Origin of the sequence: Marivivens sp. LCG002 (assembly GCF_030264275.1) — a bacterium.
Taxonomy (GTDB): Bacteria; Pseudomonadota; Alphaproteobacteria; order Rhodobacterales; family Rhodobacteraceae; genus Marivivens.
Window position 1 is genome coordinate 328,815 of the sequence record NZ_CP127165.1, and the last position, 26,186, is coordinate 355,000.

Annotated in this window: 27 protein-coding genes and 1 tRNA gene (1 of these 28 only partly in view); 8 read left to right on the forward strand and 20 right to left on the reverse strand. The window is 57.8% G+C overall.

Features of this window, described 5'->3' with window-relative positions; genetic code table 11:
• Positions 1-36 precede the first annotated feature (36 nt).
• Positions 37-1,194, forward strand: coding sequence for an MFS transporter (locus tag QQG91_RS01705; RefSeq protein ID WP_285771258.1), 1,158 nt, complete (start codon positions 37-39; stop codon positions 1,192-1,194).
• A gap of 39 nt (positions 1,195-1,233) precedes the next feature.
• Here QQG91_RS01705 and QQG91_RS01710 read toward each other — a convergent pair whose 3' ends face one another.
• From QQG91_RS01710 to QQG91_RS01755, 10 genes are all read right to left on the reverse strand, one after another.
• Entirely contained in the window at positions 1,234-1,686 is a 453-nt protein-coding gene (locus QQG91_RS01710) for an SRPBCC family protein (RefSeq protein WP_285771259.1), read from the reverse strand.
• 13 nt (positions 1,687-1,699) lie between these two features.
• A complete protein-coding gene (locus tag QQG91_RS01715) occupies positions 1,700-1,822 on the reverse strand; it encodes a hypothetical protein (RefSeq protein ID WP_285771260.1) in 123 nt (40 codons plus the stop codon).
• Complete coding sequence (locus tag QQG91_RS01720; RefSeq protein ID WP_285771261.1) at positions 1,815-2,615, reverse strand: XdhC family protein; 801 nt, start codon at positions 2,613-2,615, stop codon at positions 1,815-1,817. The genes QQG91_RS01715 and QQG91_RS01720 overlap by 8 nt, the downstream gene beginning before the upstream one ends.
• Positions 2,612-3,790 (reverse strand): vWA domain-containing protein, encoded by a 1,179-nt coding sequence (locus QQG91_RS01725; protein WP_285771262.1) that lies wholly within the window; start codon positions 3,788-3,790, stop codon positions 2,612-2,614. Before QQG91_RS01725 ends, QQG91_RS01720 begins: the two co-directional genes overlap by 4 nt.
• Positions 3,787-4,659 (reverse strand): AAA family ATPase, encoded by an 873-nt coding sequence (locus tag QQG91_RS01730; RefSeq protein ID WP_285771263.1) that lies wholly within the window; start codon positions 4,657-4,659, stop codon positions 3,787-3,789. Before QQG91_RS01730 ends, QQG91_RS01725 begins: the two co-directional genes overlap by 4 nt.
• Positions 4,660-4,712: 53 nt before the next feature.
• The gene (locus QQG91_RS01735) at positions 4,713-7,130 is read right to left on the reverse strand and encodes an aerobic carbon-monoxide dehydrogenase large subunit (RefSeq protein ID WP_285771264.1); all 2,418 of its coding nucleotides are present in this window, start codon (positions 7,128-7,130) and stop codon (positions 4,713-4,715) included.
• The gene (locus QQG91_RS01740; RefSeq protein WP_285771265.1) at positions 7,127-7,621 is read right to left on the reverse strand and encodes a (2Fe-2S)-binding protein; all 495 of its coding nucleotides are present in this window, start codon (positions 7,619-7,621) and stop codon (positions 7,127-7,129) included. The genes QQG91_RS01735 and QQG91_RS01740 overlap by 4 nt, the downstream gene beginning before the upstream one ends.
• 10 nt (positions 7,622-7,631) lie before the next feature.
• Positions 7,632-8,486: an FAD binding domain-containing protein gene (locus QQG91_RS01745; protein ID WP_285771266.1), complete on the reverse strand. Its 855-nt coding sequence runs from the start codon at positions 8,484-8,486 to the stop codon at positions 7,632-7,634.
• Positions 8,487-8,620: 134 nt separating this feature from the next.
• Entirely contained in the window at positions 8,621-9,712 is a 1,092-nt protein-coding gene (locus tag QQG91_RS01750; protein ID WP_352232109.1) for an MHYT domain-containing protein, read from the reverse strand.
• 182 nt (positions 9,713-9,894) lie between these two features.
• Positions 9,895-10,365, reverse strand: a complete 471-nt coding sequence (locus tag QQG91_RS01755; protein ID WP_285771268.1) for a MarR family winged helix-turn-helix transcriptional regulator — start codon at positions 10,363-10,365, stop codon at positions 9,895-9,897.
• A 123-nt stretch (positions 10,366-10,488) separates the two neighbouring features.
• Here QQG91_RS01755 and QQG91_RS01760 point away from each other — a divergent pair, with 123 nt between their 5' ends.
• Genes QQG91_RS01760 through QQG91_RS01780 form a run of 5 tightly spaced genes read left to right on the forward strand, consistent with a single transcriptional unit; the run spans position 10,489 to position 15,137 of the window.
• The gene (locus QQG91_RS01760; RefSeq protein WP_285771269.1) at positions 10,489-11,664 is read left to right on the forward strand and encodes an amidohydrolase; all 1,176 of its coding nucleotides are present in this window, start codon (positions 10,489-10,491) and stop codon (positions 11,662-11,664) included.
• 22 nt (positions 11,665-11,686) lie between these two features.
• Positions 11,687-12,700, forward strand: a complete 1,014-nt coding sequence (locus QQG91_RS01765) for a TRAP transporter substrate-binding protein (protein WP_285771270.1) — start codon at positions 11,687-11,689, stop codon at positions 12,698-12,700.
• A gap of 51 nt (positions 12,701-12,751) precedes the next feature.
• The gene (locus tag QQG91_RS01770; RefSeq protein WP_285771271.1) at positions 12,752-13,243 is read left to right on the forward strand and encodes a TRAP transporter small permease; all 492 of its coding nucleotides are present in this window, start codon (positions 12,752-12,754) and stop codon (positions 13,241-13,243) included.
• Positions 13,240-14,529 carry a TRAP transporter large permease gene (locus QQG91_RS01775; protein ID WP_285771272.1) on the forward strand — a complete coding sequence of 430 codons (1,290 nt, stop codon included), beginning with the start codon at positions 13,240-13,242 and terminating at the stop codon, positions 14,527-14,529. The genes QQG91_RS01770 and QQG91_RS01775 overlap by 4 nt, the downstream gene beginning before the upstream one ends.
• Positions 14,529-15,137, forward strand: coding sequence for a trimeric intracellular cation channel family protein (locus tag QQG91_RS01780; RefSeq protein ID WP_285771273.1), 609 nt, complete (start codon positions 14,529-14,531; stop codon positions 15,135-15,137). Before QQG91_RS01775 ends, QQG91_RS01780 begins: the two co-directional genes overlap by 1 nt.
• 70 nt (positions 15,138-15,207) lie before the next feature.
• On the opposite strand, the gene QQG91_RS01785 is transcribed toward QQG91_RS01780, so the two are convergent.
• From QQG91_RS01785 to QQG91_RS01800, 4 genes are all read right to left on the reverse strand, one after another.
• Positions 15,208-15,282, reverse strand: a tRNA-Gln gene (locus tag QQG91_RS01785).
• 176 nt (positions 15,283-15,458) lie between these two features.
• On the reverse strand, positions 15,459-17,129 hold the full coding sequence (locus QQG91_RS01790) for a KpsE/RkpR family capsule polysaccharide export protein (protein WP_352232110.1): 1,671 nt from the start codon (positions 17,127-17,129) through the stop codon (positions 15,459-15,461).
• Positions 17,113-17,772 carry an ABC transporter ATP-binding protein gene (locus QQG91_RS01795; RefSeq protein ID WP_285771275.1) on the reverse strand — a complete coding sequence of 220 codons (660 nt, stop codon included), beginning with the start codon at positions 17,770-17,772 and terminating at the stop codon, positions 17,113-17,115. The genes QQG91_RS01790 and QQG91_RS01795 overlap by 17 nt, the downstream gene beginning before the upstream one ends.
• 143 nt (positions 17,773-17,915) lie before the next feature.
• Positions 17,916-19,163 (reverse strand): Na+/H+ antiporter NhaA, encoded by a 1,248-nt coding sequence (locus QQG91_RS01800; RefSeq protein ID WP_285771276.1) that lies wholly within the window; start codon positions 19,161-19,163, stop codon positions 17,916-17,918.
• 137 nt (positions 19,164-19,300) lie between these two features.
• Between QQG91_RS01800 and QQG91_RS01805 the strand changes: the two genes are divergently transcribed.
• Together QQG91_RS01805 and QQG91_RS01810 are read left to right on the forward strand one after the other, a co-directional pair.
• On the forward strand, positions 19,301-19,891 hold the full coding sequence (locus tag QQG91_RS01805; RefSeq protein ID WP_285771277.1) for a uracil-DNA glycosylase family protein: 591 nt from the start codon (positions 19,301-19,303) through the stop codon (positions 19,889-19,891).
• On the forward strand, positions 19,881-20,663 hold the full coding sequence (locus QQG91_RS01810) for an SseB family protein (protein WP_285771278.1): 783 nt from the start codon (positions 19,881-19,883) through the stop codon (positions 20,661-20,663). Before QQG91_RS01805 ends, QQG91_RS01810 begins: the two co-directional genes overlap by 11 nt.
• On the opposite strand, the gene QQG91_RS01815 is transcribed toward QQG91_RS01810, so the two are convergent.
• From QQG91_RS01815 to QQG91_RS01840, 6 genes are all read right to left on the reverse strand, one after another.
• Positions 20,660-21,589 carry a 2-hydroxyacid dehydrogenase gene (locus tag QQG91_RS01815; protein WP_285771279.1) on the reverse strand — a complete coding sequence of 310 codons (930 nt, stop codon included), beginning with the start codon at positions 21,587-21,589 and terminating at the stop codon, positions 20,660-20,662. The genes QQG91_RS01810 and QQG91_RS01815 overlap by 4 nt on opposite strands.
• Entirely contained in the window at positions 21,586-22,725 is a 1,140-nt protein-coding gene (rodA, locus tag QQG91_RS01820) for a rod shape-determining protein RodA (protein ID WP_285771280.1), read from the reverse strand. The genes QQG91_RS01815 and rodA overlap by 4 nt, the downstream gene beginning before the upstream one ends.
• A gap of 9 nt (positions 22,726-22,734) precedes the next feature.
• Positions 22,735-24,678, reverse strand: coding sequence for a penicillin-binding protein 2 (gene mrdA, locus QQG91_RS01825; RefSeq protein WP_285771281.1), 1,944 nt, complete (start codon positions 24,676-24,678; stop codon positions 22,735-22,737).
• Entirely contained in the window at positions 24,675-25,076 is a 402-nt protein-coding gene (locus QQG91_RS01830; RefSeq protein ID WP_285771282.1) for a rod shape-determining protein MreD, read from the reverse strand. The genes mrdA and QQG91_RS01830 overlap by 4 nt, the downstream gene beginning before the upstream one ends.
• 130 nt (positions 25,077-25,206) lie before the next feature.
• Positions 25,207-26,133 (reverse strand): rod shape-determining protein MreC, encoded by a 927-nt coding sequence (mreC, locus tag QQG91_RS01835; protein ID WP_285771283.1) that lies wholly within the window; start codon positions 26,131-26,133, stop codon positions 25,207-25,209.
• Positions 26,134-26,169: 36 nt separating this feature from the next.
• Positions 26,170-26,186, reverse strand: the 3' end of a protein-coding gene (locus tag QQG91_RS01840) for a rod shape-determining protein (RefSeq protein ID WP_285771284.1). 1,021 nt of this gene lie beyond the right edge of the window; 17 of the gene's 1,038 nt are visible here — the last part of the coding sequence; its start codon lies beyond the right edge, outside the window; its stop codon occupies positions 26,170-26,172.

Genomic DNA, 26,186 nt, shown 5'->3' on the forward strand with positions numbered 1-26,186 from the left:
CCAAAGCGCCGACCCGCCGAACTTTCAGGAGCATTTATGAATAAGCCGCAATTCGCCGTTACGCGGTTTTACTTCACGTTGTTCATGCCTGCTGCTGTGACCGTGGCCTATCTTCCGATTTGGCTCGACCATATCGGGATCACCGAGTCGCAGATCGGGGTTTTGAATGCGGCGCCGATGGCAATCACACTCCTTTTGACTGTGTTCGTCGGCCGCATTGCGGATAAAGCCACCGACTGGAAGCAGACGATTTTGATCGGTCAGGCCCTTGCCGCGCTCTTTGCTGCGTTTTTCGGACTTGCCGATACGTTTGTCACTGTTCTGATCGCTTGGGTGCTTGCGGTGTCTCCTGCGATCATGGTCGGTCCTGTCGCGGATGCTGCGACGATCCGTTTGGGACAGCGCAGCGGCTTTTCGTTCGGCACCGTCAGAGCTTGGGGCACCGCAGGGTTTCTGTTGATCAGCTTGGTGACTGGGTATCTTGCCGATTGGTTCGGGCCGAATGCTTTTTTGTGGCTCTTTGGGGGGCTTTCGGCGCTGCGCGTGGTGACGGGCTATTATCTTCCCGTGATGCGTGATCCTGCGAGCAAACGCTCGACAAGCGGGGGTGCCATTCTCACGAAAGAGCTGCGCCAAGCGCTCAGACTTTGGGTGCTTCTGCCTTTGATCGGGGCATCGTTCATCTTTTCCACCCATATGATCATGAACGGCTTTTCTGCTTTGGTCTGGAGCAATCAAGGCATTTCCGCAGGCACGATCGGGTTCCTGATCGCACTCGCCGCAGGCGCCGAGGCCGTAACCATGCTTCTTTGGAAACACGTGGAGTTCCGCTTTACCGCGCGTTCGCTTTTGATGCTTGGCGGCGCTTTTGCGATTTTGCGTTGGACGCTCATGACGTTCGAGCCGAGCGTGCCGGTCCTTGTTCTGGTTCAACTGTTACAGGCGTTCAGTTTTACCTTTGCCTATCTGGGGGGCATGTATTTCATCGCGAAACGGACGGACGAATCCGTTTCGGCCGAGGCACAGGGGTTCTTTGCGATCCTGATGCAGACATCGTCCATTTTCGTGGTCATGGCTTTCGGGCCGATCTTCAAGGTTTTCGGCTCGGATGCCTTCTTTTTCAGTGCGTTGGTCTCTTTTGTCGGGATGGCGCTGACCTTTGTCTCGCTCCTCATCCAAAAAGATCAAACCTAGGAGAATGGCTGCGCCTTTCGGCAAGGCGCAGCCGTTCGATCAGGCTTCGGCCTTTTCTTCCATCACTTCTGCGAACTTGGCAAAGAACGCACCCGCCAGCTTTTTCGCTGTGCTCTGGATCAAACGGCTTCCAAGCTGGGCGAGTTTCCCCCCGATTTCGGCCTTTGCATCATAGCTCAGCAGGGTTTTTCCGTCGACTTCGGTCAGCGTCACATCTGCGCCGCCCTTTGCGTGACCCGCCGCACCGCCGTTGCCTTGACCCGTCAGAGAAAACGCGTCCGGCGCGCCTGACTTGTCCAAGGTCACATTGCCGCTGAATCTGGCTTTGACGGGACCCACCTTGAGAACGACAAGCGCTTCAAGTTCGCTATCGGAATGCTGGATCAACTCCTCGCAACCGGGAATACATTGTTTGAGGATGTTCGGGTCGTTCAGAGCCGCATAAACACGATCTTTCGGGGCATCGATCAGGATTTCGTCCTTGAGTTCCATTTTGCAGTCCTTCTTAGCAACAGGGATATTTTACGGTGGCCAGAACCTCGGCCTGCTCCGGTGTGAGAGGCTTTGGCTTGAGATGCTCGAGCAAACGTTTGAGTGTCGGTTTTTCCTTGTCCGCGAGGTCAGGCATCGGCGCTGTCCTTTCTTTGTTTGCGGCGACGTATTTGGGTCAGTTGTGCAAGGATCGAGAGAGCGATTTCGTCAGGCGTGACCGCATCGATCGCAAGCCCTGCCGGTGCCTGCACCCGTGAAAGTGCAGTTTCGTCAAAGCCCGCTTCGGCAAGTTTATTCGACAGAGCCGCCCATTTTTTGCGGCTCGCAACGAAGCCGATATGCTCGCTCTGGGTCTGAAGCGCCGACTTGAGCGCGGCAAGATCATCTTTGCCTTGGGTCGCAACCACGACCATTCGGCGTGCGCCTGTGGCAAGCGGATGGATCGTGTCGTCTGCGTCGGGCGTCTGCACCGACCAATTGAAGCGTTCCGCCAATGCGGCAAGCGCACGGGCAACGGGTGAAGTTCCAAAAACGAGAAGTTCGGGCATCGGCACCACCGGTTCGATGAAGATGTCGAGCGACCCTTTGGACGGGCAGCCGTTCTTGGCGTATCGTATACCGTTCACTTCTGCGCCCGCTTCGATCTCGAGATCGGCAAGCACTTCGGCAGGAGCAAGAGAGATAAGCTGGGGGGCACCCTCGTCGATGGCGCGGAGGGTCGCTTTGGTCATTGCGGACCGCACGCATCCGCCCCCGATCCATCCTTCGATGATCGTGCCTTCGTGGTTGAGCACGGCCTTTGCGCCCGGTTTTGCCGCCGTCAGGCCCATAGTGCGAATGACTGTGGCAATCGCATAGGGTTCGCCTCTGTCCGACAAAGACCGGACGAGCTCGTCAAAGCCGGTATCCGGGAATTTGGTTGTGATCATAGTCGCATCAACTCCGTTTCTAGAGCAGCAAGATCCGCCAGAGTGTTCGCAGGTCGGAAGAGATCCAGATGAGGCAGTGCGTGGCGCATCCCTGCGGCCACGGGTTCATAACCGTCCCACCCTTTGAGAGGATTGAGCCAGATGATCCTGCAGCCCCGCTTTTTGAGCAGCGCAAGCGCTTCGCCGATTTGCTCGGGCGCGCCGGTGTCATAGCCGTCGGACAAGATCACGACGACTGTGCGGCCATCCACGAATCTGCGCGCATAGGTCTTGGAAAACTGAAGCAGCGATGTGCCGATCTTCGAGCCGCCGCCAAAGCCGTCTGCAAGCACGGACAAGCGCCCGAGGGCCCGCATCGGATCACGATCACGAAGCGCCTCGGCAATCCGAACGAGCCGCGTGTGAAAGAGATAGGCATCCGCCGTGTCATCCGCACGCATGAGCCCCGCAACAAAGGCAAGGAATACTTGAGCATAGAGCGTCATCGACCCCGAGACGTCACAGATCGTCACGATCTTTCGTGGACGATCGGGGCGCTTTTTCTTGGGGAGCTGTAGCGGCTCGCCTCCTGTCTGGAGGCTTTGGCGCATGAGCTTGCGAAAATGGATGCGGTCACCCTTTTGAGCGGCCTTGCGGCGACGCGAACGACGGTCACGAAGCGCGGCTCCAAGACGGTGCGCGATGGCTTCGGCCTCTTTGATCTCGTCGGGTTGAACCACGTGGCGCAGGTCGCGGCGCATCTTTTGCTGGGTCAGGGTCGCAACGAGTTTGCCTTCGCCGCCCGAGTTGCTTTCGCCTTCGCCTTGATCGGGGGCGGTGGCCTCGCCGGACGCGCCGCCCTCGTCCGCCCCGCGTGCGGGACGGGATGAATGAACATGTTGGGCCATCGTGTTTGACCGGCTCATCCGCTCGGTCACGCGGCCTCCGTTCATCCAGAAACTGTCGAACAGGGTATCAAAGCGCTCGAACTCTTCGCGGCATCCGGTGAGCACGGTCTTGAGCGCGCTCTTGGCCTCGGTCGGGCGATAGGGTTCCACTTGGGCCAATGCCATGAGTGATGCCTCGGCCTCTGCGACACCCACGCGGAACCCGTTGTCCCGCAGATGGGCAACGAACCCCCCGACCCGCGCGGCGGGTCCGCTGTCGCGTCCCGAAAATTTCGTGACCCGCGTCATGCGGCTTGCCCCGCAAGTCGTTGGGTGATCTCGGTGGTGATATTGAAACGGTCCACCTCGGTCTTGAGCAAGGTCGCCATTGTCGCTTGAAGCAGGGCGGGGTCCTGAGTAAGATCGTTGATCCCAAGCCCGATCAGAGCGGCAGCAAAGTCGAGCATTTCCGCAATGCCGGGCACCTTTTCAAGGTCCTCTTTGCGCAAGCTCTGGATGAAGCCTACAATCTGGCCGGCAAGTGCTGCTTCGATATCAGGGCAACGCGACTTGAGGATCGCGAGTTCCGTTTGACGATCGGGATAGCCGACATGGGCATAAAGACAGCGGCGGCGCAGTGCATCCGACAGATCGCGGGTTCCGTTCGCGGTGAGAATGACGACGGGACGCGCGGTGGCTGTGATCGTCCCGAGTTCGGGGATTGTAATCTGGAAGTCGGACAGGACTTCGAGAAGAAACGCTTCGAACTCCTCGTCCGCGCGGTCGATTTCGTCGACCAGCAAAACGGGCGATTTCGCCTGCCTGATTGCGGCCAGAAGGGGGCGTTCAAGAAGAAACTCTTCGGAAAAAATCCGTGCCTCTGCGTCGGTCACGGTTCCGCTTTCGGCTGCGGCGCGGATCGAAAGGAGCTGCTTTTGATAGTTCCATTCGTAGATCGCCTGAGAGGCATCGAGCCCCTCGTAGCATTGTAACCGAATGAGCTTTGTCTCGTTCACGGCGGCCAGAACTTTGGCGATTTCGGTTTTGCCGACGCCCGCTGCGCCTTCAAGCAGCAAAGGACGACCAAGGGTAAGAGCAAGATGAACGGCCATCGCCAGATCATCCGAAGCCACATAGCCTTGGCCCGCCATTGCGGTTTGGATCGCTTTGAAACTCATGAAACGCCCCTTGGTGAGGTGGGCCGCCCCGCGTGAGGGGCAGCCCGTTTGCATCAATCGTGAAGGCCGAGCTTGTTGGCCGTCTGCCAAATGCGCCAGTGGTCGTGGGGCATGTGGGTGTGACGAAGGCCAAAGGCACGGAAAGCATCGTTCACAGCGTTCGAGAAGCAGGGAACGCCGCCGACGTGCGGGCTTTCGCCGACGCCCTTTGCACCGATCGGATGGTGCGGGGACGGGGTTACGGTGTGATCCGTGATGTAGTTCGGAACTTCCCAAGCGGTCGGCAGGAAGAAGTCCATAAACGTGCCCGTCTTGACGTTGCCCATGTCGTCATAGGCAATCTCTTGGCCCAAGGCGACGGCGAGCGCTTCGGTCAAACCACCGTGGATCTGGCCTTCGATGATCATCGGGTTGATGCGGGTGCCGCAGTCATCGAGCGCATAGAATTTGCGGATGGTCTGTACACCGGTGTCGACGTCGATATCCATCACGCAGACATAAGCCCCGAAGGGATAGGTCATGTTCGGCGGGTCATAGTAGCTCACTGCTTCAAGGCCAGGTTCAACGCCCGGGATCGCCTGGTTATAGGCGGCATAGGCGATTTCCTTCATGGTCTTGAACCGCTCGGGTGCGCCTTTGACGACAAAGCGGTCGATGTCCCACTCAACATCGTCATCATGCACTTCGAGAAGGTAGGCTGCGATCATCTGCGCCTTGGCGCGGATTTTGCGGCCTGCCAGAGCGGTTGCAGCACCTGCGACGGGCGTAGACCGCGAACCATAGGTGCCAAGACCATAAGGCGCGGTGTCGGTGTCGCCTTCTTCGATGGTGATGCTGTCTGCGGGCAGACCGATTTCCGAGGCAAGAATCTGTGCAAAGGTCGTGGCATGGCCCTGACCCTGAGAGATGGTGCCGAGACGTGCGATGGCCGAACCCGTCGGGTGGATGCGGATTTCGCAGCTGTCGAACATACCCATACCAAGGATATCACAGTTTTTTACAGGACCCGCACCGACGATCTCGGTAAAGAACGTCAGACCGACCCCCATAAGCGAACGGGTTTCGCCGCGCTTGAAGGCTTCGACGCGTTCGGCCTGTTCCTTGCGAAGGCCTTCGTAGTCGACAGCCTTGAGCGCCTTGTCCCAAGCAGTGTGATAATCGCCCGAGTCGTATTCCCAGCCGAGAGCCGACTGATAGGGGAACTGTTCTTTCTTGATAAAGTTGATGCGGCGAAGCTCGGCAGCGTCCATGTTGAGCTCGATCGCGAGAACTTCGATCATGCGCTCGATGAAATACACGGCTTCGGTCACGCGGAACGAACAGCGATAGGCGACGCCGCCAGGTGCTTTGTTCGTATAGACGCCATCCACCGCAAGATAGGCGGTGGGGATGTCATAAGACCCCGTGCAGATGCTCATGAAACCGGCGGGGAACTTCGTCGGGTCCGCACAGGCGTCAAATGCACCGTGGTCGGCTGTCACATGGCAGTGAAGACCTGTGATTTTGCCTTCTTTGGTGGCGGCGATCTTGCCCGTCATCCAATAGTCGCGTGCAAAGGCAGTCGACATGAGGTTTTCCATGCGGTCTTCGATCCACTTGACGGGAACGCCCGTGACGATGGACGCAACGATCGAGCAGACATAGCCGGGATAAACACCGACCTTGTTGCCGAAGCCGCCACCGATATCGGGCGAGATCACACGGATGTTGTGCTCTTCGATCCCCGAGAGAAGCGATGCGACCGTCCGCACAACGTGCGGCGCTTGGAAGGTGCCCCAGAGCGTGAGCTTGCCATTGACCTTGTCCATCGACGCAACCGAGCCGCAGGTTTCGAGCGGGCAGGGGTGTGTGCGGTGGTAATAGACGGTTTCGGTCGCGACCACTTCGGCGTTCTCGATCACGTCATTGGTTGCGGCTTCTTCTCCGACTTCCCACGTAAAGATGTGGTTGTGGTGCTTGCGCGGACCGTGAGCGCCTTCTTTCTTGTCGGCAATGTCTTCACGAAGGACGACATCGGACTGGAGCGCTTCGAAGGGGTTCACGATAACGGGAAGTTCTTCGTAGTCCACTTCGACGAGTTCGACAGCATCAGCCGCGATAAAGCGGTCTTTGGCGACCACGAAAGCGACTTCCTGTCCTTGGAAAAGCACTTTGCCGTCGGCAAGAACCATCTGCTTGTCGCCCGCAAGGGTCGGCATCCAGTGAAGGTTGAGAGGTGCAAGGTCGGCTGCGGTCAAGACAGCGACAACGCCCTCGAGTGCCATGGCCTTGGACGTGTCGATCGATTTGATCCGGGCGTGGGCATAGGGCGAACGCACAAAGTCACCGTGCAGCATGCCGGGAAGCTTAATGTCGTCGACATAGTTGCCCTTGCCTTGGGTAAAGCGAGCGTCCTCGACCCGCTTGCGCGAGCTACCAAGGCCTTTGAGATTGGCGGCGCGCTCTTTCTGTTCGTCGGTAAAATCTTTCATTCTGCGGCCTCCTTCGCGGCGTTCAGTTCACTCGCGGCGGCGAGGATCGATTTCACGATGTTCTGGTAACCGGTGCAGCGGCACATGTTGCCGGCCATCCCGAAGCGCACTTCTTCTTCGGTCGGATTGGGGTTTTCTTCGAGAAGCTTGGACGCCCGCGTGATCATGCCGGGTGTGCAGTAGCCGCACTGGAGCCCGTGATGCTCGCGGAAGGAACGCTGGAGCACATGAAGGTTGTCGGGTGAGCCGATACCCTCGATGGTGGTGATCTCGGCTCCGTCTGCCTGTGCGATGAACATCGTGCAGGCTTTGACCGACTTGCCGTTCAGGGTAACGGTGCAAGCGCCGCAATGCGACGTCTCGCAACCGATGTGCGGGCCCGTAATGTTCAGGCGCTCGCGCAGCGTATAGATGAGAAGCTCGCGCGGTTCGGCGAGGAACTCATGGTGTTCACCGTTCACGGTGAGATTGATGTGCATTTTCTTGGACATGATTTGCTCCTTACGCGCGTTCCCAAGCGCGGGTGATCGCGCGAGTGAGGATGATGCCGGCCACGTGCTTTTTGAATGCAACGGGACCGCGGTTGTCTTCGGTCGGGTCGATGTCGTCGAGCATGGCGGTCACAGCGGCTTTGATCGCTCCTGCGTCGCAGGTCGTTCCGACAAGTGCGGCGCCTGCTGCTTCGGACCAGACGGGCGTATCGCTGAGGTTGGTCATAGCAATGGACGCCGAGACGACTTTGCCGCCGTCTTTCTGGATCGTGACCGCAGCGGCAGCGGTGGCATAGTCCCCGATCTTGCGCTTCTGCTTCTCATAGGCAAAGCCGCCTTTGGGGGCTTCAAAGCTGATCGCGGTGAGAACTTCGTCCTCTTCGCGGGCCGTCACATAGGCCGCTTCGTAATAGTCACGTGCCGCGACCTCGCGGGTGCCGTTCGGCCCGATCAGGTGCAGCGTCGCGTCCAGACACTGCATCAACCCGGGCATGTCGTTGCCCGGATCGCCGTTGGCGACATTGCCGCCGACCGTGCCCATGTAGCGCACTTGGGGGTCGGCAATCTGGAGCGAGGTTTCACGCAGGATAGGCGCAACAGCGGCAAGCTCGTCGCTGTTGATCAGTTCATGCTGCGTCACCATCGCGCCGATTTTCACATGGTTGCCGTTTACCGAATAGCCCTTGAGGCTTTCGATCGCCTGAAGGTCGATGAGTTGCGGAACTTCGGCCATGCGGAGTTTCATCATGGGGATGAGACTGTGCCCGCCAGCGATGACACGCGCGTCGTCTCCGTGCTCTTTGAGAAGAGCGAGAACGCCTTCGAGATCGCTGGGACGGTGGTAGTCGAAAGAAGCTGGAATCATACTTGGCCCTCCCTGCCTTTGATGATCAGACAATGGGAGGCTGGTTCGTCACTCGGGGTGACGCAGTTAAATTCGCCTTATTTCAGAAGGTTTTTTCACGAAATGCGAAAATCCTGCACGAATTGCGAATGGGTTCAGAGCCCCAGCGCCTCGCGCACGGGCTTGAGTTGCGAGCGGCTCACCGGAACCTTGGCGAGATCGGGAAGCCCGAAGTAACAGACCCCCGTATCCTTGAGACGTTCGAAGCCTTTTACCATGGTCGGGTTGATCAGATAGCTGCGGTGGGTCTTGATGAAGTTCGATTTGGCCAGCCGTTTTTCGGCTTCGGCGATGGACCACGCACAAAAGAAATGACCGTTTTGGGTGTAGACATAGGTATAGTGACCCTCGGCACGAATGGCCGCGACGGCGCCCGCGTCAACGAATTGGGTGCGGCCTTCAAGTTCGTAGGGAATTTGCTTCATCGCCATCGGCGCAAGAGGCTGCAGATTGCTTTCGATATTGCTTGGCTGCGTGGGTGACGGCTCGGGTCCGGCAGCCGCGAGTGTCTCTGAAGGCAGGAACGTTGCGGTGGAAAGCAGGAACGCACCGCAGAGCGCAAAGCTTGATAATACGACCCCGATTGCGAGCGTTTCGTTGCTCATGATCGGACCGACTTTTGCGGTTTCGAGAAGTTGGCTGAATTTGGTGGCCGCGGTGGCGATGAAATGCACGGCAAAGACCGCCAGCCCGAACACGATTGTGCCGAGCAGGATATTCCGTCTGTTGCGCTTGCTATAGGCGATGCCGAAGGCCGCCACGCTCAGCACACAGGATGACACGATCGAGAGTGTGACCCCGAAGGGTGTATAAACGGCCTTGCAGAGTTGGAGTGCGGCCATGCCGATGTAGTGCATTGCGATGATGCCCACCCCGACGATCAACCCCGCCAAGATCAACTTGGGCCGCGTGCGCTTGCCGAAATGGAGCAGCAAGAGCGCTGCGCCGACAACAAGGATCGCCACCAACGCAGAGGTCAAAGTGATCGCGGCGTCATAAAAGAAATCGAAGGGAAGCTGGAGCCCGAGCATCGCCACGAAATGCATCGACCATATCCCGCCTCCGAGTGCGATCGCAGCAAAGGAGACGGCAATTTTGCGATAGTTCGACGGATATTCGGAAAGACCATTTGTCAGGCTCAAGCCTGTGAATCCCGCCATCATCGCAACAGCAAGAGATGCAGCCACGAGCCACAAGTTATGTGAGAATTCGACAACTTCCATACCGAATGCCAGCTAGCCTCCCTCCAACTGGTTCGTTCCCTCGCGAACTTAGCGCCGCTTGCGAATTTGACTAGAGTCTAGCCGAAAACTTCGCCGTAGGGAGATGTATTTGTCGTTCGCTCGAACAAACGCCAATGAAGTCCGTCTTATTCCGCGCTCAGGAGATCGCGATAGTCCTTCGAGGCGACCCAAGCGCCCAGCTTGTTGAGAAGTGTGTTCAAAGTGGCTTCTTCTTCGGCACTGAGGGGTTGGATGAGGAGACGTTCCAATCTGTCCGAGACGAGACGACCCTTGGCACGGGCTTTTTTGCCCGCTTCCGTCGTGTGGAGCCCGAACTTGCGCGCGTCTTCTTTCGAGTTCTCGCGGACCAGAAATCCATCCCGAATGAGTTTCTGGATAATGCGCGAGGTGAGCGTGCGTTCAAGGCTGGTGACCTCTGAGACATCGACAAAGGTGATTCCTGGCGTGTCGTCCACCAGCCGCAAAACACGAAGCTCTCGGATGTTGAGACCCGTCTCGCGCACAAAGATCGAGTCGTTCTCCGATATGGCGCGGTTTGCCACGATATTGAGTTTATAGGTGAGGCGCTCATTCCGAAACACTTTGGAAAGGCTCATTTTTCTTCCTCCTGATAATGGGAGTGATTTTAATGCAAATCTCTCAATAGTCCACACCGACAATAGTATCTTGATTTAATAGTTGCAAAATGAAACTATATGAATGTGCAATGGAGGAAATGCTTGTTCGACTCTTGGTTCCAGCCCCGTCAACAGACCGTCTTGGATTGGCTGCAGACCTTGCATCGCCACCCCGAGACAGGCTTTGAAGAGCACGAAACGGCTGCGTTTGTCGCCAAGACACTCCTGTCCTTCGGGATCGAGGTCGAAACAGGGATCGGCGGAACGGGCGTTGTCGGCACTCTTGTGGGGAGCGAGGGTGCAGGGCGGCGGATCGGTCTGCGCGCAGAGCTCGATGCGCTTCCGATGACGGAAGAGTCGGGACTGCCCTATGCGTCCGAAATCCCGGACCGTTTCCATGGCTGTGGCCACGATGGACATATGGTCACTCTTCTGACTGCGGCGCAGTATCTCTCGGAAAACCGCAACTTTACCGGAACCGTCCATTTCATTTTCCAGCCTGCCGAAGAGCTTCTTACCGGAGCGGCGGCGATGATTGCGGACGGTTTGCTTGAGCGTTTCCCCTGTGACGAGGTCTATGCACTCCATAACCTTCCGGGGATGGGCTTGGGCCAAGTCGGCATTCCTGAAAGCGTCGCACTCTCGTCTTCCGACAACATCGATATCGTGATCCATGCCAAAGGAACGCATGGGTCGGCGCCGCAAACGGGGCAGGATGCCGTGCTTGCCGCCGCAATGCTGATCACCAGCATTCAACAGGCCACGACCCGCGTTATAGATGCGCGCGAGACGGGTGTTATCAGCTTCGGTGCGATCCATGGCGGAACGGCCCGCAACATCCTTCCCGAGCGGTTGGACCTTTCGGGCACGATGCGCACCTATGACGTCGCCGTGCGCGACCGCTTGGCCCGCGTGATCGAAGATTGCTGCCGCGCGACCGAAAGCATCTATGGCGTCAGGATCGAGTGCTCGGTTCAGAGCATGGTTCCCGCCGCATTGAACAATTCAGAGACCAATGAAGCCGTTTATGCCTCGGCTGAACGAATTGTCGGTGCGCAGAACGTGATGGCAAAAGCCAGACCGATCATGGCCTCGGAGGATTTCTCGCTTTTGCAGGCGCGTGTGCCCGGAACCTACTTTTTTGTCGGAAATACGGGGCAATACCCGCACCATCCGGCCTTTGTCTTCGACCCGTCGATCATATCGGTAGGGGCGGGCGTATTCGTCGATCTTGTCAATACCAGAGGGCAGCTTGTGAACACTGCCCCCAAAGTCTGAACATGTTTCTAGGGAGGAAAACATGAAACATCTTCTTATCGCTGTGAGCGCGAGCTGCTCGATCACTGCGCTTTCGGCACAGGCCGAGACGCTTACAATGTCAAGCTGGGTCCCGCCGACGCATTTTCTCTACACGGACATCCTTGCGCCCTATGCCGAGAAGGTTGCAGAGGTCACCGAAGGTCGCGTGACGATCGAAATTCTTCCTGCCGCTCTGGGCGCACCGCCGCAACACTGGGAGCTTGCACGCACGGGCGTAGCGGACATCACTTGGGGCAACTTTACATATGAACCCGAACGGTTCGTCTCGATGTGGTTCGCGGAATTCCCCAACGCCGGCACCAACGCTACGGCTCAATCCGTTGCCTTGTGGCGGACCTATGAAGAGTTCCTCAAGAACAACCAAGCCTATGCGGGTGTTCATATGCTCACCGTCGGCATGTTCGGTGGCGGCCAGATGCACCACGGCAAGGCCACAATCACGAGCCCGGACCAAGTCACAGGCCAAAAGTTCCGTATGGGCGGACCGATCCAGGAACGTCTTCTGACTGCACTCGGTGCTGTGCCGGTCGCGGCACCTGCAACCAAAGCCTACGAGATGCTCGACAGCGGTGTGATCGACGGCTCGCTCCACACAATGGAGTCGGTCGTGAACTTCCGGCTCGACGAGAGCCTGACCCACCACACGATTTTCCCGAACGGCTTTTATGATGCGACCTTCTTTGTTGCGATGAATGAAGGTCGCTGGAATGCGCTTTCGGACGCGGACAAAGCCGCAATCGACAGCATTTCGGGCGAAATCTTTGCCAAGGCATGGGGCGAGCAGTTCGATCTCCAGAACGCCTCGGCCTTCGAGAAGCTGGGCGCAGCCGGTCACGAGATCGTGGACGCCTCTCCCGAACTCATCGCTGCTGCCGATGCTGTCTATGGTGATATGGTCGCCGATTGGGAGGTCGCCGCAAAAGACGCAGGTGTCGAAGACCCTGCAGCCATGCTTGCTTTCTTCCAATCGACTTACAACGAATTGGCGAACTAAGCTCGATGCAGGCAGGGTCGTCCCTGCCTGCAATTTCACTCGGAGGTCGGGATGGACAGCCCAGTCATCAAAATCAAAAGAGCCGTCGAAACTCTGATCGTGGTTTTGGTCGCAGTCATGGTCGCGCTTACGTTTTTCGATGTGATTGGTCGTCGTATTTTCGGCCGCCCGATTTATGGCGCCAATGATGTCACCGAGCATCTTATGGGACTTATGGTCTTTGCCGGTCTACCGATTGTGACCGCTGCAGGGGCACATCTGACCGTAGATATCTTCGATAAACTGCTGGATCGGTCGATCTTTCGCTATTGGAAAGCCGCAACAGCAGGTCTCATTGCCGCGATCCTTTGCCTGACTGCTTGGCTCTTTGTCGAACACGCGTTGAATGCGGGCCAGATCAAAGAAGTGAGCCAAGCGCTGCGGATACCGCGCAAACCCATCTACTTCTATATGGCGGCAAGCTGCGCTCTTTCGGCTGTTGCGGTGATCGTCACTTTCTTCAAGGGGCCGCTCGGGTCCGAGAAAAGCGAAACAGGACTATGATCGTTGGATTTATTTCCATGGCTGTTGCCATTCTTCTCGCCTTCTTGCGGGTGCCGCTGGCCTTTGCCCTTTTGGGCACATCGATTGTCGGGCTCGGTATCGCCACCAACTGGAATATCGCATTCCGCCTTCTGCCGATGACGATTTCCGAGGCGGTCATGTCCTATGACCTGGCCGTGGTGCCGATGTTCATCCTCATGGGCAATGTCATCTCTCGCACTGGAATCGCGCATGACCTCTTTCGCGCCGCCTATGCCTTTGTCGGGAGTGTGCGCGGCGGGCTTGCTCTTTCGACGATGGTCGCCTGTTCGGGGTTTTCCGCGGTCTGCGGGTCAAGCTATGCGACCGCTGCAACCATGGCCAAGGTCGCCTATCCGTCGATGAAGAAATACGGGTATTCGGACGAATTGGGTGCGGGCACCATTGCGGCAGGCGGCACGCTGGGCATTCTTATCCCGCCGTCGATCATCATGGTGATCTTCGGGATCCTGACCCAGACCAACATCGGCCATCTCTTTGTGGCTGGGGTCATCCCCGGTCTTCTGGGGCTTTTGATGTATATGGGGGCTATTCGCCTTGTCGCCGCCCTCAACCCCGATCATGCGCCAAAGGGCGAAAAGGTCAGCTGGAGCGAAAAGTTCAAATCACTCGCAGGTGTCTGGCCGTTCCTCCTTTTGTTCGGCCTCATCATCGGCGGCCTATACGGTAAATGGTTCACACCGACCGAAGCTGCGGGCATGGGCGCCGGCCTCTCGATCCTTATTGCGACGTTCCATGGAAGACTGAACCTCAAGACGCTGCGTGAGGTGATCATCGAAACGGCTTATACCTCGGTTTCGCTCTATACGGTGCTCTTCGGCGCTTTGATGCTCTCCAAGCTGCTTACCATGTCGGGGCTTGCCTCGGGCATTCTCGGGCTCGTGGAAAGCACAGGGCTTGAAGGCACCGCGCTGATCTTTGCGATCCTCTTGGTCTTTCTGGTGCTCGGCTGTGTCATGGACAGCATGGCGATCATCCTGATCTTTGTTCCGCTTTTTGCGCCGATCGTGGTCGCAAACGGCTTCGATCTTGTTTGGTTCGGCATTGTCGTGATCGTCGCAACGGAAATTGCGCTTATCACGCCGCCTGTCGGGATGAATGTTTTCGTGCTCAAGGCGGTTCTGCCCGATGTGCCCGTCACCAAGATCTTCAAAGGTCTCGTGCCCTTTATTGCGGTGGACTTGGTGCGCCTTGCCGTGCTTGTGTTGTTCCCTGGAATAACTCTCTGGCTCGGCTCGACTCTCTGATGCTCTACACCCTCGATCTTTTTGCGACTGTGGTCTTCGCAATCACAGGCGCTCTGGCGGCCTCGCGTAAAGAGATGGATATCTTGGGGTTTCTCTGGCTCGGTGCCGCCGCGGGTGTCGGTGGCGGCACGCTGCGTGATCTCATCCTTGATCAGCCCGTCTTTTGGACCGTCTCGCCAGCGGCTTTGATTGCCAGCCTTGTCGCGGCTGCGCTGATGCATTTTATCGCCCCGATTTTCCAGTCGCGTATCAAAGTCATTATTTGGCTCGATGCCTTTGGCATGGCCTTTGCGGCGATTGCAGGCACAGTCAAATGCATCGGGCTCGAAACATCGGGATTGGTGGCCGTCGTGCTTGGCGTCTTTACGGCTTCGGCAGGGGGGATCACGCGCGATCTTTTGGCCCAAGAGCCGAGCATCATTCTCAAACGCGATATCTATGTCACCGCCGCAGCAACTGGAGCGACGACGGTCGTCTTGCTCCATGCCTTCGGCCTGTCGCTTGAAATAAGCTCTGCAATCGGTTTTGCCGTTGCGATTGTCTTGCGCGGTGCCGCGATTGCTTTCGGCTGGACATTGCCCGTCTTCAAGAGCCGTCCCGCACGCTGAAGCCTCCCCACATGCAAATAGAAACGTCGTCGCTTTTGCGGCGGCATGACTTGTTTTTGCGGGAGAGAGCTGGCTGGGGCGGTAGGATTCGAACCTACGGTGCGCGGTACCAAAAACCGGTGCCTTACCACTTGGCTACGCCCCATCAGCGGGGTGCTGAATACGATGAACGGGGTGTATGATCAAGAGCCGAATGCGAAAAAAGTCGGCAATTCGTTGTTTTTTTCTGCGTCGATCCTGAGCCGCAAAAAGTAATATATTCCAAAGGGCTAGGAGAGGCATCCCACGCTAGAAACAAGGGGCCCGAAGGCCCCTTATTCCCTATGAGGAGACTTGTTCCTTCAGAATCGCCACTGTGAGCGAGACCATCAGGTAGAGCCCTGCGAAAAGCAGGAAGGCGACAAGCGTATTCTCGAAGGCTCTGGGATAGGTGGCTTCGTCCGGCGCAATCGGCTCCACGCCGATGCTGAGATAGCGGACCTGACGGTTCGCCTCCAGACGCGCGGTTTCCATCATGGTGAGCGCCTGTTGAACGATTGCGATCTGGAACTGGTAATTCTCTTCAGCCTCGCGCAGGCGGGCATTGGTTTCAGCCAGCGAAGACACCTCGCCCGTCGTGGTGGTCATCTGGTTGCGCAGGGTCGCGACCTGTTCCTCGAGGAGGCTGATTTGCTGGCGCACACCGTCCACGCGGGCCTGGTTCGGTCGTGCGTTGGACAAAAGGCTCTGAAGCTCGATGTTGAGCTTGTCGAGCTGGGTTTCGAGCGTGGTGATACGCGACATGAGCGCAGCGCTTTCACCGGTTGGGTCGATCGTGGCCGCTTCGATTTGCACGTCACGGAGTTTTTGAAGCGCTTCCTGACGACGCTGTTCGGCAACCTCATAGCTTGATTGAGCGCCGCGCATCTGATCCTCGCGCAGACGTGCGGTCAGCTGGTCGACTTGCTCTTCTGCATAGCGGACCAACGCCTCCGAGAATTCCTGAGAGGTTTCGGGATCGGCGGCAATGACCTCCATCCGCACAATTCCTTCGGTCGGGTCATACCCGATTTTCACGTGCTTCTGGTAAAGCTTGAATGCCTCTTCGTTTGTCGCCTCGGGATCAAGCCGCTGGATCGGATCGATCGACTCTTGGGAAAAATGGGCCTTGAAGGCGTGATCTTCGTCAAGCCGCACCATGGCCGCGCGCGAGGCGAGATAGGATTGCACCGTGGTGCTGTCCTGTTGGGTCGCCATGGATGTGCCCTGAAACAGCCCCGCAAGCCCGCTTGCCGAAGGAGAGGCGGATTGGGCCTGCTGGATCACGAACTCGGTCTTGGTGGCATACATCGGCGTTGCGATGAAGAAAAGGTAATAGGCGGCCAGCACGGTCGGGAACAGAACAAACATAGCAAGCCGCGTGAGCATCATTGCGATGTTCTTACGGCGACGCTTGAGCATCTCTGCCTGAATGCGGCCGATTTCGCTGGCGCGGCGCTCGGGTGTATATCCCTGAGGCGGAGCCGCTTGGGTCAACGCTTTGGACTGAACGGGCACGGTCTGCGGCAGCTGGACCTTGTTCGGTTGCGGCGTGATCGGACTTTGTGCCGGGCCGCTTGGCGGCGGCGTCTTGCCTCCTCCCGGCGCGACGAGCTCTAGAATGGAAGACCGCTCGAAGGGGTCGATCCCGCGTGCGCGCAATTGGCTGACCGCATCAAAATCGGAAGTGACGGCGAGCCCGTATTTCTGGGCCACGCGCCGCGCCATGCGCAACTGGCGACCTGTGAGCCCCTCTTGCTTGATTTTGTTGAGATCGGTTTCGGCGCTTTCCTCGGCTGCGCTCGACACCTGACCCATCATCATCGAAGCAGGCGAGGGCTGCTCCGGCGGGCGCTGCGGGGCGGGTTGCGGTGCGGGCGAGGCGGCCTGTTCTTGCGGCGCGGCCATGGACGGCGCACTTGCCGATGTCGGCGAGCTGCGGCGAATACGGAATTTGTTAGCCTTGGGTTTCATAGTCATAGAGCTGCTTTGCCTCTTCCAAGGTATCAAACATGTGGAGCTGTCCGTGCATCAGAACCGCCGCAGAACGGGCGAATTTTTCGAGCACATCGGCTTGGTGGGACACAATGATCACGGTTGTATTTTCAAGGCGCTCTCGGAGAATCCCACTGGCCTTGGCATTGAATTCGGCGTCCATCGTGCTCGGCATGCCCTCGTCGATGAGATACATGTCGAAGTCGAGCGCGAGGAGAAGCGCAAAGGTCAAACGCGAGCGCATACCCGCGGAATACGTTCCGACAGGCATGTCGAAATATTCGTCGATCCCGCAAAGCCAGCGGCAAAAGGCTTCGACATAGTCGGGATCAAGACTGTAGAGCCGCGCGATATAGCGCACGTTTTCGGTCGCGGTGTGCTTGTTGACCACGCCGCCCATGAACCCGAGCGGAAACGAAATACGGCACCCACGGAAAATGCGTCCCTCATCGGGTTTTTCCAGTCCCGCCATCATATTGATGAGCGTCGTTTTTCCGGTTCCGTTCGGAGCTAGGATTCCCAGAGAATTCCCGAGTTCCACACGAAAAGAGGCGCGATCCAAGATGACCTTGCGCTGCTTTCCCGTCCAGAAAGATTTGCTCACATTCTCGAACTCGAGCATCCCTAATGCTGCTCCTGTGGGATCACTTCAGTCTTGGTGCTGATCTTCGCCAGCTTTGTGTTCATTATGAATGAACATACGGCAATTTTATACCGAAATTATAAAAGGCTCTCCCGACTGTTACGTCGGAAGAGCCGATAATATTAGTCTTCGACCTTTTTCACGCCGGTCACACGGCCCGCGATGATCGACACGATCGCCGCGCCGAAGCTGAACAAGGCGCCCATCTTGGCTGCGTCTTGCACCGCGCCCGCAGGGAACGCGACCGAGGCTACGAAGAGAGCAACGGTAAAGCCGATCGCAGCAACACAGCCGATAACAAAGAGGTCGATGGTGCGCATGCCTGCGGGCAGTCCAAGCTTGAGCACATGAGCCGCGAGCGCCCCAAAGAGCATGATGCCCAAGGGCTTACCGATCAAGAGACCCGCAAGGACCAGCCAGGTCGGCTCGGAAATGGCCGAAAATGCGACGCCTGCATTCAGCAAACCGAAGAAGAACAGAACGATCTCGACGGGATGCTTGAGAGAATGCTCGATATGGTTGAGCAGATCCGTGAGATAGACTTCGGCTTCGGAGAAGATCCCGAAGGCACGGTCTGCGTGCGGGATCGTCGGGACGATCGGCAAAAGACCGAGGGCAGGGTGGATGCCCGACTCCTGAAACGCATACCAGCTCACGCATGCCGCGATAAGATAGGGCCAGAACGAGAGCTTATTGCGCACCCAAGTGGAATTCGGGCGAAGTTGGTTGCCGCGGTCCAGATAGCGCGGAAGCCAGTTGGCCAGAATAAACACCGCAACCGCGGCTGCGAGCGAAACCAGAAGCCATTCGGGGGCAAGCTCGCCCGAGGGGTAGAAGATCGCAAGGATGATAAGGCCGCCTGCGTCATCCGCGATGGCAAGCAGAAGAAGGAAGCGCACCGCAGGGTGACCTGCACCGAACACAAGACGACCGACGAGGTAAGAGAATGCGATGTCGGTCGCGGTCGGGATCGCCCAGCCACGCGCGACAGCGTCATAAATGTCAGAGCCGAGGAACGCCGCAAGCCCGAGGTAAACCGCAATCGGACCAAGCATGCCGCCGACTGTTGCAACAAGCGGCGTGGCCGCCTTTTTGCCGCGCAGAGAGCCGTTTTCAAGAATGATGGCTTCCCAGACTTCCTTGGCCGCGATGGCAAAGAAGAACGCCATTAGGACATCGTTGACCAGATAATGCAGGGTCAGCGTGCGGTGCCCATCATGAAGATGGCCGATGAAGAAATCGTCGACGATGACGAATTCGACGAAATGTTCATAGCTTGCGTGGTCGACGTTCGCCCAAATAAGAGCGATAATCGCGCCGATCACGAGCAAGAGTGAATAGTTCGTCAGAAAGTTCCAGACGCGGTACATACTTACTCCCCAAAATATTTGCTTGGTTGCGGTTACCGTAACTGAACGGTTCCTACAACGGTTTGGAGAGTCCCGATACCGCCTTTGCGCCTTGGCATCTCCATTTGCGCTCTGAAAAACACAGGAATGGGCCTAAAATGCAAGACCTCGTTCGGCAAATCGAAGACTGCCGCCTGTGCCGCGACCGATTTGCGGGCACGGCAACCGCGCATGTTCCGCGGCCTGTGGTCTGGGCCTCGAAGACGGCAAGGGTGCTCATTGCAGGTCAGGCACCTGGTGCACGCGTGCATCAATCGGGCCGCCCCTTTACCGATCCTTCGGGGGACAGACTTCGGGACTGGCTCGGGATCGACGAGGAGGCGTTCTATGATCGAACGAAAATCGCGATTGTTCCCATGGCGTTTTGCTTTCCCGGATATGACGCAAAAGGCGCTGATCTTCCTCCGCCCGCGATTTGCCGCCGTACGTGGCATCCGCGCCTTATGCCCGAACTGGACAAGGTCGAGCTGAAAATCCTCGTCGGTGGCTATGCGCAAAAGTGGCATCTGGGAGTGCGAACGAACCTTACCGATACGGTTTCCGCGTGGCGCGACTTTATGCCGAACGCCTTTCCCTTGCCCCATCCGTCTTGGCGCAATACGGGTTGGCTCAAGAAGAATCCGTGGTTCGAGGCTGATTTGCTGCCAGAGTTGCGCCGAAGGTTAAGGGAAGTCCTTGATGCAAACTGAACTTGATAGTGCCCTGCACCAAATGAATGCCGCGCCCGAAAGCGACGTGGCCCGATTGAAGTTTTACGAGCGTCTGGCCGATACAGAGCTGTTCATCCTTTTGGAAGAGGAACCCGAAGGTGACAACATCAAGCCCGAAACGGTGGATTATGCCGACCTCACCTTTCTCTTGGTTTTCGACCGCGAAGAGCGTCTGGCCGATTTCGCCAAACGCAGCGCGCCCTATGTGAGTCTCTCGGGGCGGGGAATCGCCCAGATGGTCGCAGGACAAGGTGTCGGCCTTGCGCTCAACATCGGAGTGGAGGGGGGAGAAACTCTGGTGGACCCGACCGCAATGGATTGGCTCTTGGGCACATTGGCAGAGCGCCCCGATTTCGCAGAAGCGCGTCCTGTAGAGCTTTTCGCGCCAAAGGGTCTCCCCGAGGCGGTGGTCGTCGGAATTGACCGCAAGCTTGCCGCCTCTACGGGCCTCGCCAAGGCCGCGATTTTGGTCGGCGTCGTCTATGACAGTGGCGTGCGTGGATTCATGCTCGTAGTGCTCGATGCCCTTCCCGAAGCCCAACACGCGCTTGCAAATGCCATGAACGAAGCGCTGACTTTTTCGGGCGTCGAAGCGGGATCGCTCGATGTCGTGTTCCTCGGAGCGGACGACGACTTTGCCCAAAGGGCCGCTCGCGTCGGTTTGCGGTTCGATATGCCTGAGCCCGAAGTTCCCGCCACACCGGGGGCCAACCCCGGTATGGACCCGTCCAAGCCGCCGCGGATCCGTTAATACCCGCGCGCGCGATCCACGAGATTGAGAAGCGGAAGCCCTGCTTCGCCGCGCCTGATGTTTTCCGCAATCTGGGCGACCGCCGTTTCGGGCCGTGTCGCACTCGCGATATGTGGGGTCACGGTCACATTCGGATGTGCCCAATAGGGATGGTCCTGCGGGAGCGGTTCGATACGGAAAACGTCCAAGGTCGCATGTCCTACGCGGCCGCTCTCGAGCGCAGCAAGAAGAGCCGCATCGTCGATCAACCCACCGCGACCAGGATTGATGACCACTGCTCCTTTCGGCAGGAGCGCAAGCCTCTCCTTATCGAGGAGGTTTTCGGTTTGTGCCGTCAAAGGGAGCAAAAGGACAAGGATTTCCGCCGTTTCAAGAGCGAGCCGAAGTGCCTCGCTCCCCCAAAGACACCGAACGCCCGGGATCTCTTTGCGGCTTTGCGACCAGCCCGTCACCTCGAAGCCGAGCGCCGCAAGCGATCTTGCGCAAGCGCTTCCAAGTTCGCCAAGCCCGAGGATCGTTACCTTCCTTTCGCTTGCGAGCGGAGGCACGATATGGGTCCATGAGCGGCTTTGAGCGTTGATATGCCGATCTATCCCGAGATGATGGCGCAGAACATGCCCCGTCACCCATTCGACCATGCCTTGGGTCAAGCCCGTGTCCACAAGCCGCGCGAGCGGTTGTGTCAGAGTGGCGTTCGGGGCGATCGTCTCGACCCCTGCCCAGAGGCTCAGAACAGCCTTGCATCGCGTGAACTGCCTGAAGTCGGTCAACGCCTTGTTCGGAGCATAGACGATGTAATCGACATCCTCGGGCGCGTGATCTTGGCGTAGGTCGATTTTTTGCCCTAGCTTTGCGCAAGCCTTCGGCAAGAGTGGGGCATAGGCGTCCCAATAGGATCTGGGTGCGGACAGGAGGACGTTGATCATCTCGGGGTATGGATATGTGCGCTTTGAACAAGGCCGAAGGCCACCAAGAGAACCAGCATCGCCGATCCACCATAGCTCACCAGCGGGAGCGGGACCCCCACAACGGGCGCCATACCCATTACCATCGCCATGTTCACGGCAAAAAACAGAAAGAACGTCATCGCAATTCCGATGGTCATGAGTGACGCGAAACGGTTCTTGGTGCGCAGCGCTGTGACGATGCAAAACACGATGATGAGCATATAAAGGGCAAGCAATGTGATCGCGCCTATAAAGCCGAACTCTTCCGACAATGTCGTAAAGATAAAGTCGGTGTGCTTTTCGGGAAGAAAGTTGAGCCGCGATTGCGTGCCTTGCATAAAGCCGCGCCCCGTCCAGCCGCCCGACCCGAGTGCAATCTTGGCCTGCGTGATGTGATAGCCCGCCCCCAAGGGATCGTTGGCAGGATCGAGAAAGGTGTCGATCCGCGCGAATTGATAGTCTTTGAGCAATTGCCATTCGGTGCCGCGGCTTTGGAATACGGCATAGATGGCCCCGACTCCCGCTCCGATCACTGTGGCGAAATACCCCCAATGGACGCCTGCTGCGAACATCACGGTGCCGCCGCCAAGCAGCAAGAGAAGCGACGTTCCCAAATCGGGCTGTTTGAGAACAAGCGCGGTCGGCACAAGGATAATGATTACAGGCACTATGACCCAGATCGGATGCGAGGTCTTGTTGATCGGCAACCAGTCATAATAGCTCGCCAGAAATACGACGAGTGTGATCTTGGCAAGCTCAGAAGGCTGGAGCTTCATGAAGCCGAGATCGATCCAGCGCTGCGCGCCCATGCCGACATGGCCAAAAAACTCGACATAAAAGAGAAGAAGAAGCGCAAGCAAATAGCCGAGAGCGCCGAGGCTGCGCCAGAACCAGATCGGAACGAGAGCGACGATCATCATGAGCACCATGCCGAAGCCGAACCGCTTGAGCTGGGGTTCCATCCATGGGTTCACGTTGCCGCCGGCGACCGAATACAGCATCAAAAAGCCCGCACAGGCGACTGCGATGAGCAGGATCACGATGGGCCAGTTGAAGTAGAGCAGTTTGCGAACGCCCGTCGGCACGTATTTGGCGTTATACTCGAGATAACTCATCTACCGCCCCTAAGCTCTGTTCACGAACGGTATCGAACCGGGTGCAACGTGGTTCCTGATCCGCTGCTGTTGTTCTGAGATACGGCCCCTGACGTCGGAAGGATAGGCTTCGAGTGGGGGCGTCCCTTCGTAGAGAGCTTGGAGCAGGATATCGCGGGCAATCGGGGCTGCCGCAGTCGAACCGCCGCCTCCATGTTCGACCACTACAGACACCGCGTATCTGGGGTTTTCGACAGGGGCGAACCCGACGAAAAGCGCGTGGTCCCTGCGTTCCCAAGGAAGGTCTTCGTTGCGAGTGACACCGCGTGCGCGCTCTTCGGCTGTGATGCGGCGCACCTGCGATGTCCCTGTCTTTCCGCCAAGCCGCATCTCAGAGGCCAGAATGCGCGAACGATAGGCCGTGCCGCGCGAATGGTTGCTCACGGCATCGAGCGCACTGCGAAGCCTTCGCAATGTATTCTCATTCAACTCAAGGCTCTCATTGCCCTCGATTGGTTGCTCGACCCCATCAATCGTTTTGATCAGGCGCGGCACGATGTTCCGACCTGTCGCAACGCGTGCGGTCATCACGGCAAGCTGAAGCGGGGACGAAAGCACATAACCTTGGCCGATGGATGCGTTGACCGTATCCCCGATCCGCCAATCCTCGCCGCGCACGGACGCTTTCCATGCTTTGTCGGGCGCAAGCCCTTCGGAGACAGCCGAAAGCGGAAGGTCGTGACGCACCCCAAGCCCGAGTTTGCGCGCCATTTCCGCGATTTTGTCGATGCCTACGCGCTGGCCGACTTCGTAGTAGTAACAGTCGCAGCTTTGCTTGAGACTCTCGTGCAGATCGACGTTGCCGTGACCCGAGGGTTTCCAGCAGTGGAAGCGCGTGCCCGAAACTTCGGTATATCCCCGACAATAGATGGTTTCCTCGGGATCAAGTACGCCTTCCTCGATCGCGGCGAGCGCCGTGACGATCTTGAATGTCGAACCGGGCGGATAGGACCCCTGCACGGCCTTTGCTGCCAGCGGTCGGTAAATGTTTTCGTTCAACTCGTTCCAATCTTTGACCGAGATGCCGCGTACGAAAAGGTTGGGGTCAAAGGTCGGAGCAGAGGCCAAGGCCCGAAGATCGCCCGTTTCGAGGTCGATGACCACCGCGCCTGCGGATTCGCCGTCGAGCCGTGCTTCGACATATGTTTGAAGATCAGCGTCGATCGTAAGCTGAACATCCGAACCTGGTATGCCTTCTTCGCGGTCGAGTTCGCGCATTACGCGGCCAAGTGCATTTACCTCGATCCGCTTGGTGCCGGCTGATCCGCGAAGCGTGCGCTCGAGCTTGTTCTCGACACCTGTTTTCCCGATCTGGAACTTGGGGATCTGGAGAAGCGGATCTTTGTCGTCAAGTCGGCTCAGGTCATAGTCGCTCACCGGACCGACGTAACCGACCACATGCGCAAAGTCCGAGCCTCTGGGGTAGATACGGCTCAGGCCGACTTCGGGCACGACACCGGGCAGAGCAGGGGCATTCACCGTGACGCGCGCAATGTCGTCCCATGTCAAACGTTCGGCAAGCGTCACAGGCACAAAGGCCGAGCGCCGCTTCATCTCTTCTAGCGCACGTTCCACATCTGCGTCGTCCAGAAGCACGAGTGTCCGCAGCTTTTTAATGACGGCCTCGACGTCGCCCGCGTCTTCGCGGATCATGACGATCCGGTAGTTCTGCTCGTTCCCCGCAAGCAATATTCCATTGCGGTCATGGATAAGTCCGCGTGCAGGTGGAAGAAGCCTGATGTTGATACGGTTTTCTTCTGCCAAAAGCCGATACTGGTCGGCCTGTTCGATTTGCATCGAGCGCATACGCATTGCCAATGCGCCTGCGACGGCGAATTGTGCGCCACCGATGATGAGCGCGCGGCGGCCGATGATGCTGGCGCTTTCGGCGGAATCCTTTGGGGGGCGCTTCATAGGGGCTTACCTCGGGTATCGACTTCTCCACGCGCAGGTTTTCTGAGCCCGAGCAGGAGCTGGAGGGCGCCTGCAATCAGCGGATAGAAAACAGCGGTGATCACCAATTGTAGCAGAGTTAGCCCCAAAGGCGCCATTGGCGTAAAGGTCACAAATAAGACAGCACGATAGCCGACCGTGATCGCAACCAATGTCGCGGCGATCACCATCCATTCAAGCACGAACGGAAGATTGCGCATCCCGTCGGTCTGGCGGCGCAGAACATCGGTCGCAATAAGCACGACGCCTGTATAGAGCCCCGGCGGTCTCATCAAAAGAAGGTCCGCGACAAAGAAGAGCACGGCGATGGCCCAGAATGGAACAAGGTCTGGGCGGCGCGCCACCCATGCCAACGTCATGCTGATCAACAGGTCTGGAAATGGAATGGCGACAGGTTCGGTCCCAAGGGGAAGCATTCGAAAAACCAAGACCGCCAAACCGAGTCCGAGGTAGGAGGCCACCCCCAACCAAATTCGCATGATCGGGGCTTCAACCATCTGAATTCGCTTGCGTTTCGTCTGTTTCGGGATTGGGTCCCATTGGCTCGAACGAAGGCTGGCTGCTCTCGATCAACGACCCGGTATCTGTAATCGTTTCACGTCCTTGATTGCGGAGCACCCGCAGGAATTCCAGACGCTCGAAGTCGGCAGTCAGACGGACGCGCAGCCTTCGATCCGACCCAAGAACAACTTGCCCGACAAGAAGATCGGGCGGAAAGACATCGCCATCCCCCGACGAGACGACGCGATCCCCCGGACGGACCTGATCGGGGTCTTCTAGAAACTCGATCGGTGGTGCAAGCGTGTTGTCGCCCGCCAGAATAGCCCTTTGTCCCGAAGGCTGAATAGTGATCGGAATAGTGCTCGAGGTGTCGGAGAGCAGAATGACTCGACTTGTTTCCTGTCCCACGCCCGCGATCCGCCCGACAAGACCGATTCCATCCATTGCGGCCCATCCGTCAACGATCCCGTCCCGCGCGCCGACGTTCAAGAGAACGGACTGACGGAAAGGCGAACCGCTGTCTGCCAAAACGATACCGGTGATATAGGTGAGCTTAGGGTCGAGACTTACCTTGTTGAGATCACGCAGCTTTGCGTTTTCCTGTTCAAGCTGGAGCGCCGCCTCTTTCCATGCTTTCATCGTTTGGAGTTCACGCCGTAGATCGCGGTTCTGTTCGGCAAGGCGCTGGTAGGACCTGAAGTCGGTCACAAGATTGATTGTCCCCGTCACAGGCACCATCATCCAATCGAGCGATGGCACGAAACGGTCCACGACTGCAGCACGGAACCGTTCGACCCGAGGGCTATCGACCCGCCAAACGACAAAGACAGCAAGCAAAATGAGAAGAACCACTCCCGTCAAAAGACGACGGAGTGGTCCAAGGTAATCTTCTTTCTGACGCGGATCACGTGCCAAGCGGAAGAACTCTCCCTTTGTGTGGTGCCGTAATTATCAGCTGTCGTAGTCGA

Bases quoted from the DNA above. Each gene is read 5' to 3' on its own strand.
- QQG91_RS01705 (WP_285771258.1), top strand. From the start codon at position 37: ATGAATAAGCCGCAATTCGCCGTTACGCGGTTTTACTTCACGTTGTTC.
- QQG91_RS01710 (WP_285771259.1), bottom strand. From the start codon at position 1,686: ATGGAACTCAAGGACGAAATCCTGATCGATGCCCCGAAAGATCGTGTT.
- QQG91_RS01715 (WP_285771260.1), bottom strand. From the start codon at position 1,822: ATGCCTGACCTCGCGGACAAGGAAAAACCGACACTCAAACGTTTGCTC.
- QQG91_RS01720 (WP_285771261.1), bottom strand. From the start codon at position 2,615: ATGATCACAACCAAATTCCCGGATACCGGCTTTGACGAGCTCGTCCGG.
- QQG91_RS01725 (WP_285771262.1), bottom strand. From the start codon at position 3,790: ATGACGCGGGTCACGAAATTTTCGGGACGCGACAGCGGACCCGCCGCG.
- QQG91_RS01730 (WP_285771263.1), bottom strand. From the start codon at position 4,659: ATGAGTTTCAAAGCGATCCAAACCGCAATGGCGGGCCAAGGCTATGTG.
- QQG91_RS01735 (WP_285771264.1), bottom strand. From the start codon at position 7,130: ATGAAAGATTTTACCGACGAACAGAAAGAGCGCGCCGCCAATCTCAAA.
- QQG91_RS01740 (WP_285771265.1), bottom strand. From the start codon at position 7,621: ATGTCCAAGAAAATGCACATCAATCTCACCGTGAACGGTGAACACCAT.
- QQG91_RS01745 (WP_285771266.1), bottom strand. From the start codon at position 8,486: ATGATTCCAGCTTCTTTCGACTACCACCGTCCCAGCGATCTCGAAGGC.
- QQG91_RS01755 (WP_285771268.1), bottom strand. From the start codon at position 10,365: ATGAGCCTTTCCAAAGTGTTTCGGAATGAGCGCCTCACCTATAAACTC.
- QQG91_RS01765 (WP_285771270.1), top strand. From the start codon at position 11,687: ATGAAACATCTTCTTATCGCTGTGAGCGCGAGCTGCTCGATCACTGCG.
- QQG91_RS01770 (WP_285771271.1), top strand. From the start codon at position 12,752: ATGGACAGCCCAGTCATCAAAATCAAAAGAGCCGTCGAAACTCTGATC.
- QQG91_RS01775 (WP_285771272.1), top strand. From the start codon at position 13,240: ATGATCGTTGGATTTATTTCCATGGCTGTTGCCATTCTTCTCGCCTTC.
- QQG91_RS01780 (WP_285771273.1), top strand. From the start codon at position 14,529: ATGCTCTACACCCTCGATCTTTTTGCGACTGTGGTCTTCGCAATCACA.
- QQG91_RS01790 (WP_352232110.1), bottom strand. From the start codon at position 17,129: ATGAAACCCAAGGCTAACAAATTCCGTATTCGCCGCAGCTCGCCGACA.
- QQG91_RS01795 (WP_285771275.1), bottom strand. From the start codon at position 17,772: ATGCTCGAGTTCGAGAATGTGAGCAAATCTTTCTGGACGGGAAAGCAG.
- QQG91_RS01800 (WP_285771276.1), bottom strand. From the start codon at position 19,163: ATGTACCGCGTCTGGAACTTTCTGACGAACTATTCACTCTTGCTCGTG.
- QQG91_RS01805 (WP_285771277.1), top strand. From the start codon at position 19,301: ATGCAAGACCTCGTTCGGCAAATCGAAGACTGCCGCCTGTGCCGCGAC.
- QQG91_RS01810 (WP_285771278.1), top strand. From the start codon at position 19,881: ATGCAAACTGAACTTGATAGTGCCCTGCACCAAATGAATGCCGCGCCC.
- QQG91_RS01815 (WP_285771279.1), bottom strand. From the start codon at position 21,589: ATGATCAACGTCCTCCTGTCCGCACCCAGATCCTATTGGGACGCCTAT.
- rodA (WP_285771280.1), bottom strand. From the start codon at position 22,725: ATGAGTTATCTCGAGTATAACGCCAAATACGTGCCGACGGGCGTTCGC.
- mrdA (WP_285771281.1), bottom strand. From the start codon at position 24,678: ATGAAGCGCCCCCCAAAGGATTCCGCCGAAAGCGCCAGCATCATCGGC.
- QQG91_RS01830 (WP_285771282.1), bottom strand. From the start codon at position 25,076: ATGACGTTGGCATGGGTGGCGCGCCGCCCAGACCTTGTTCCATTCTGG.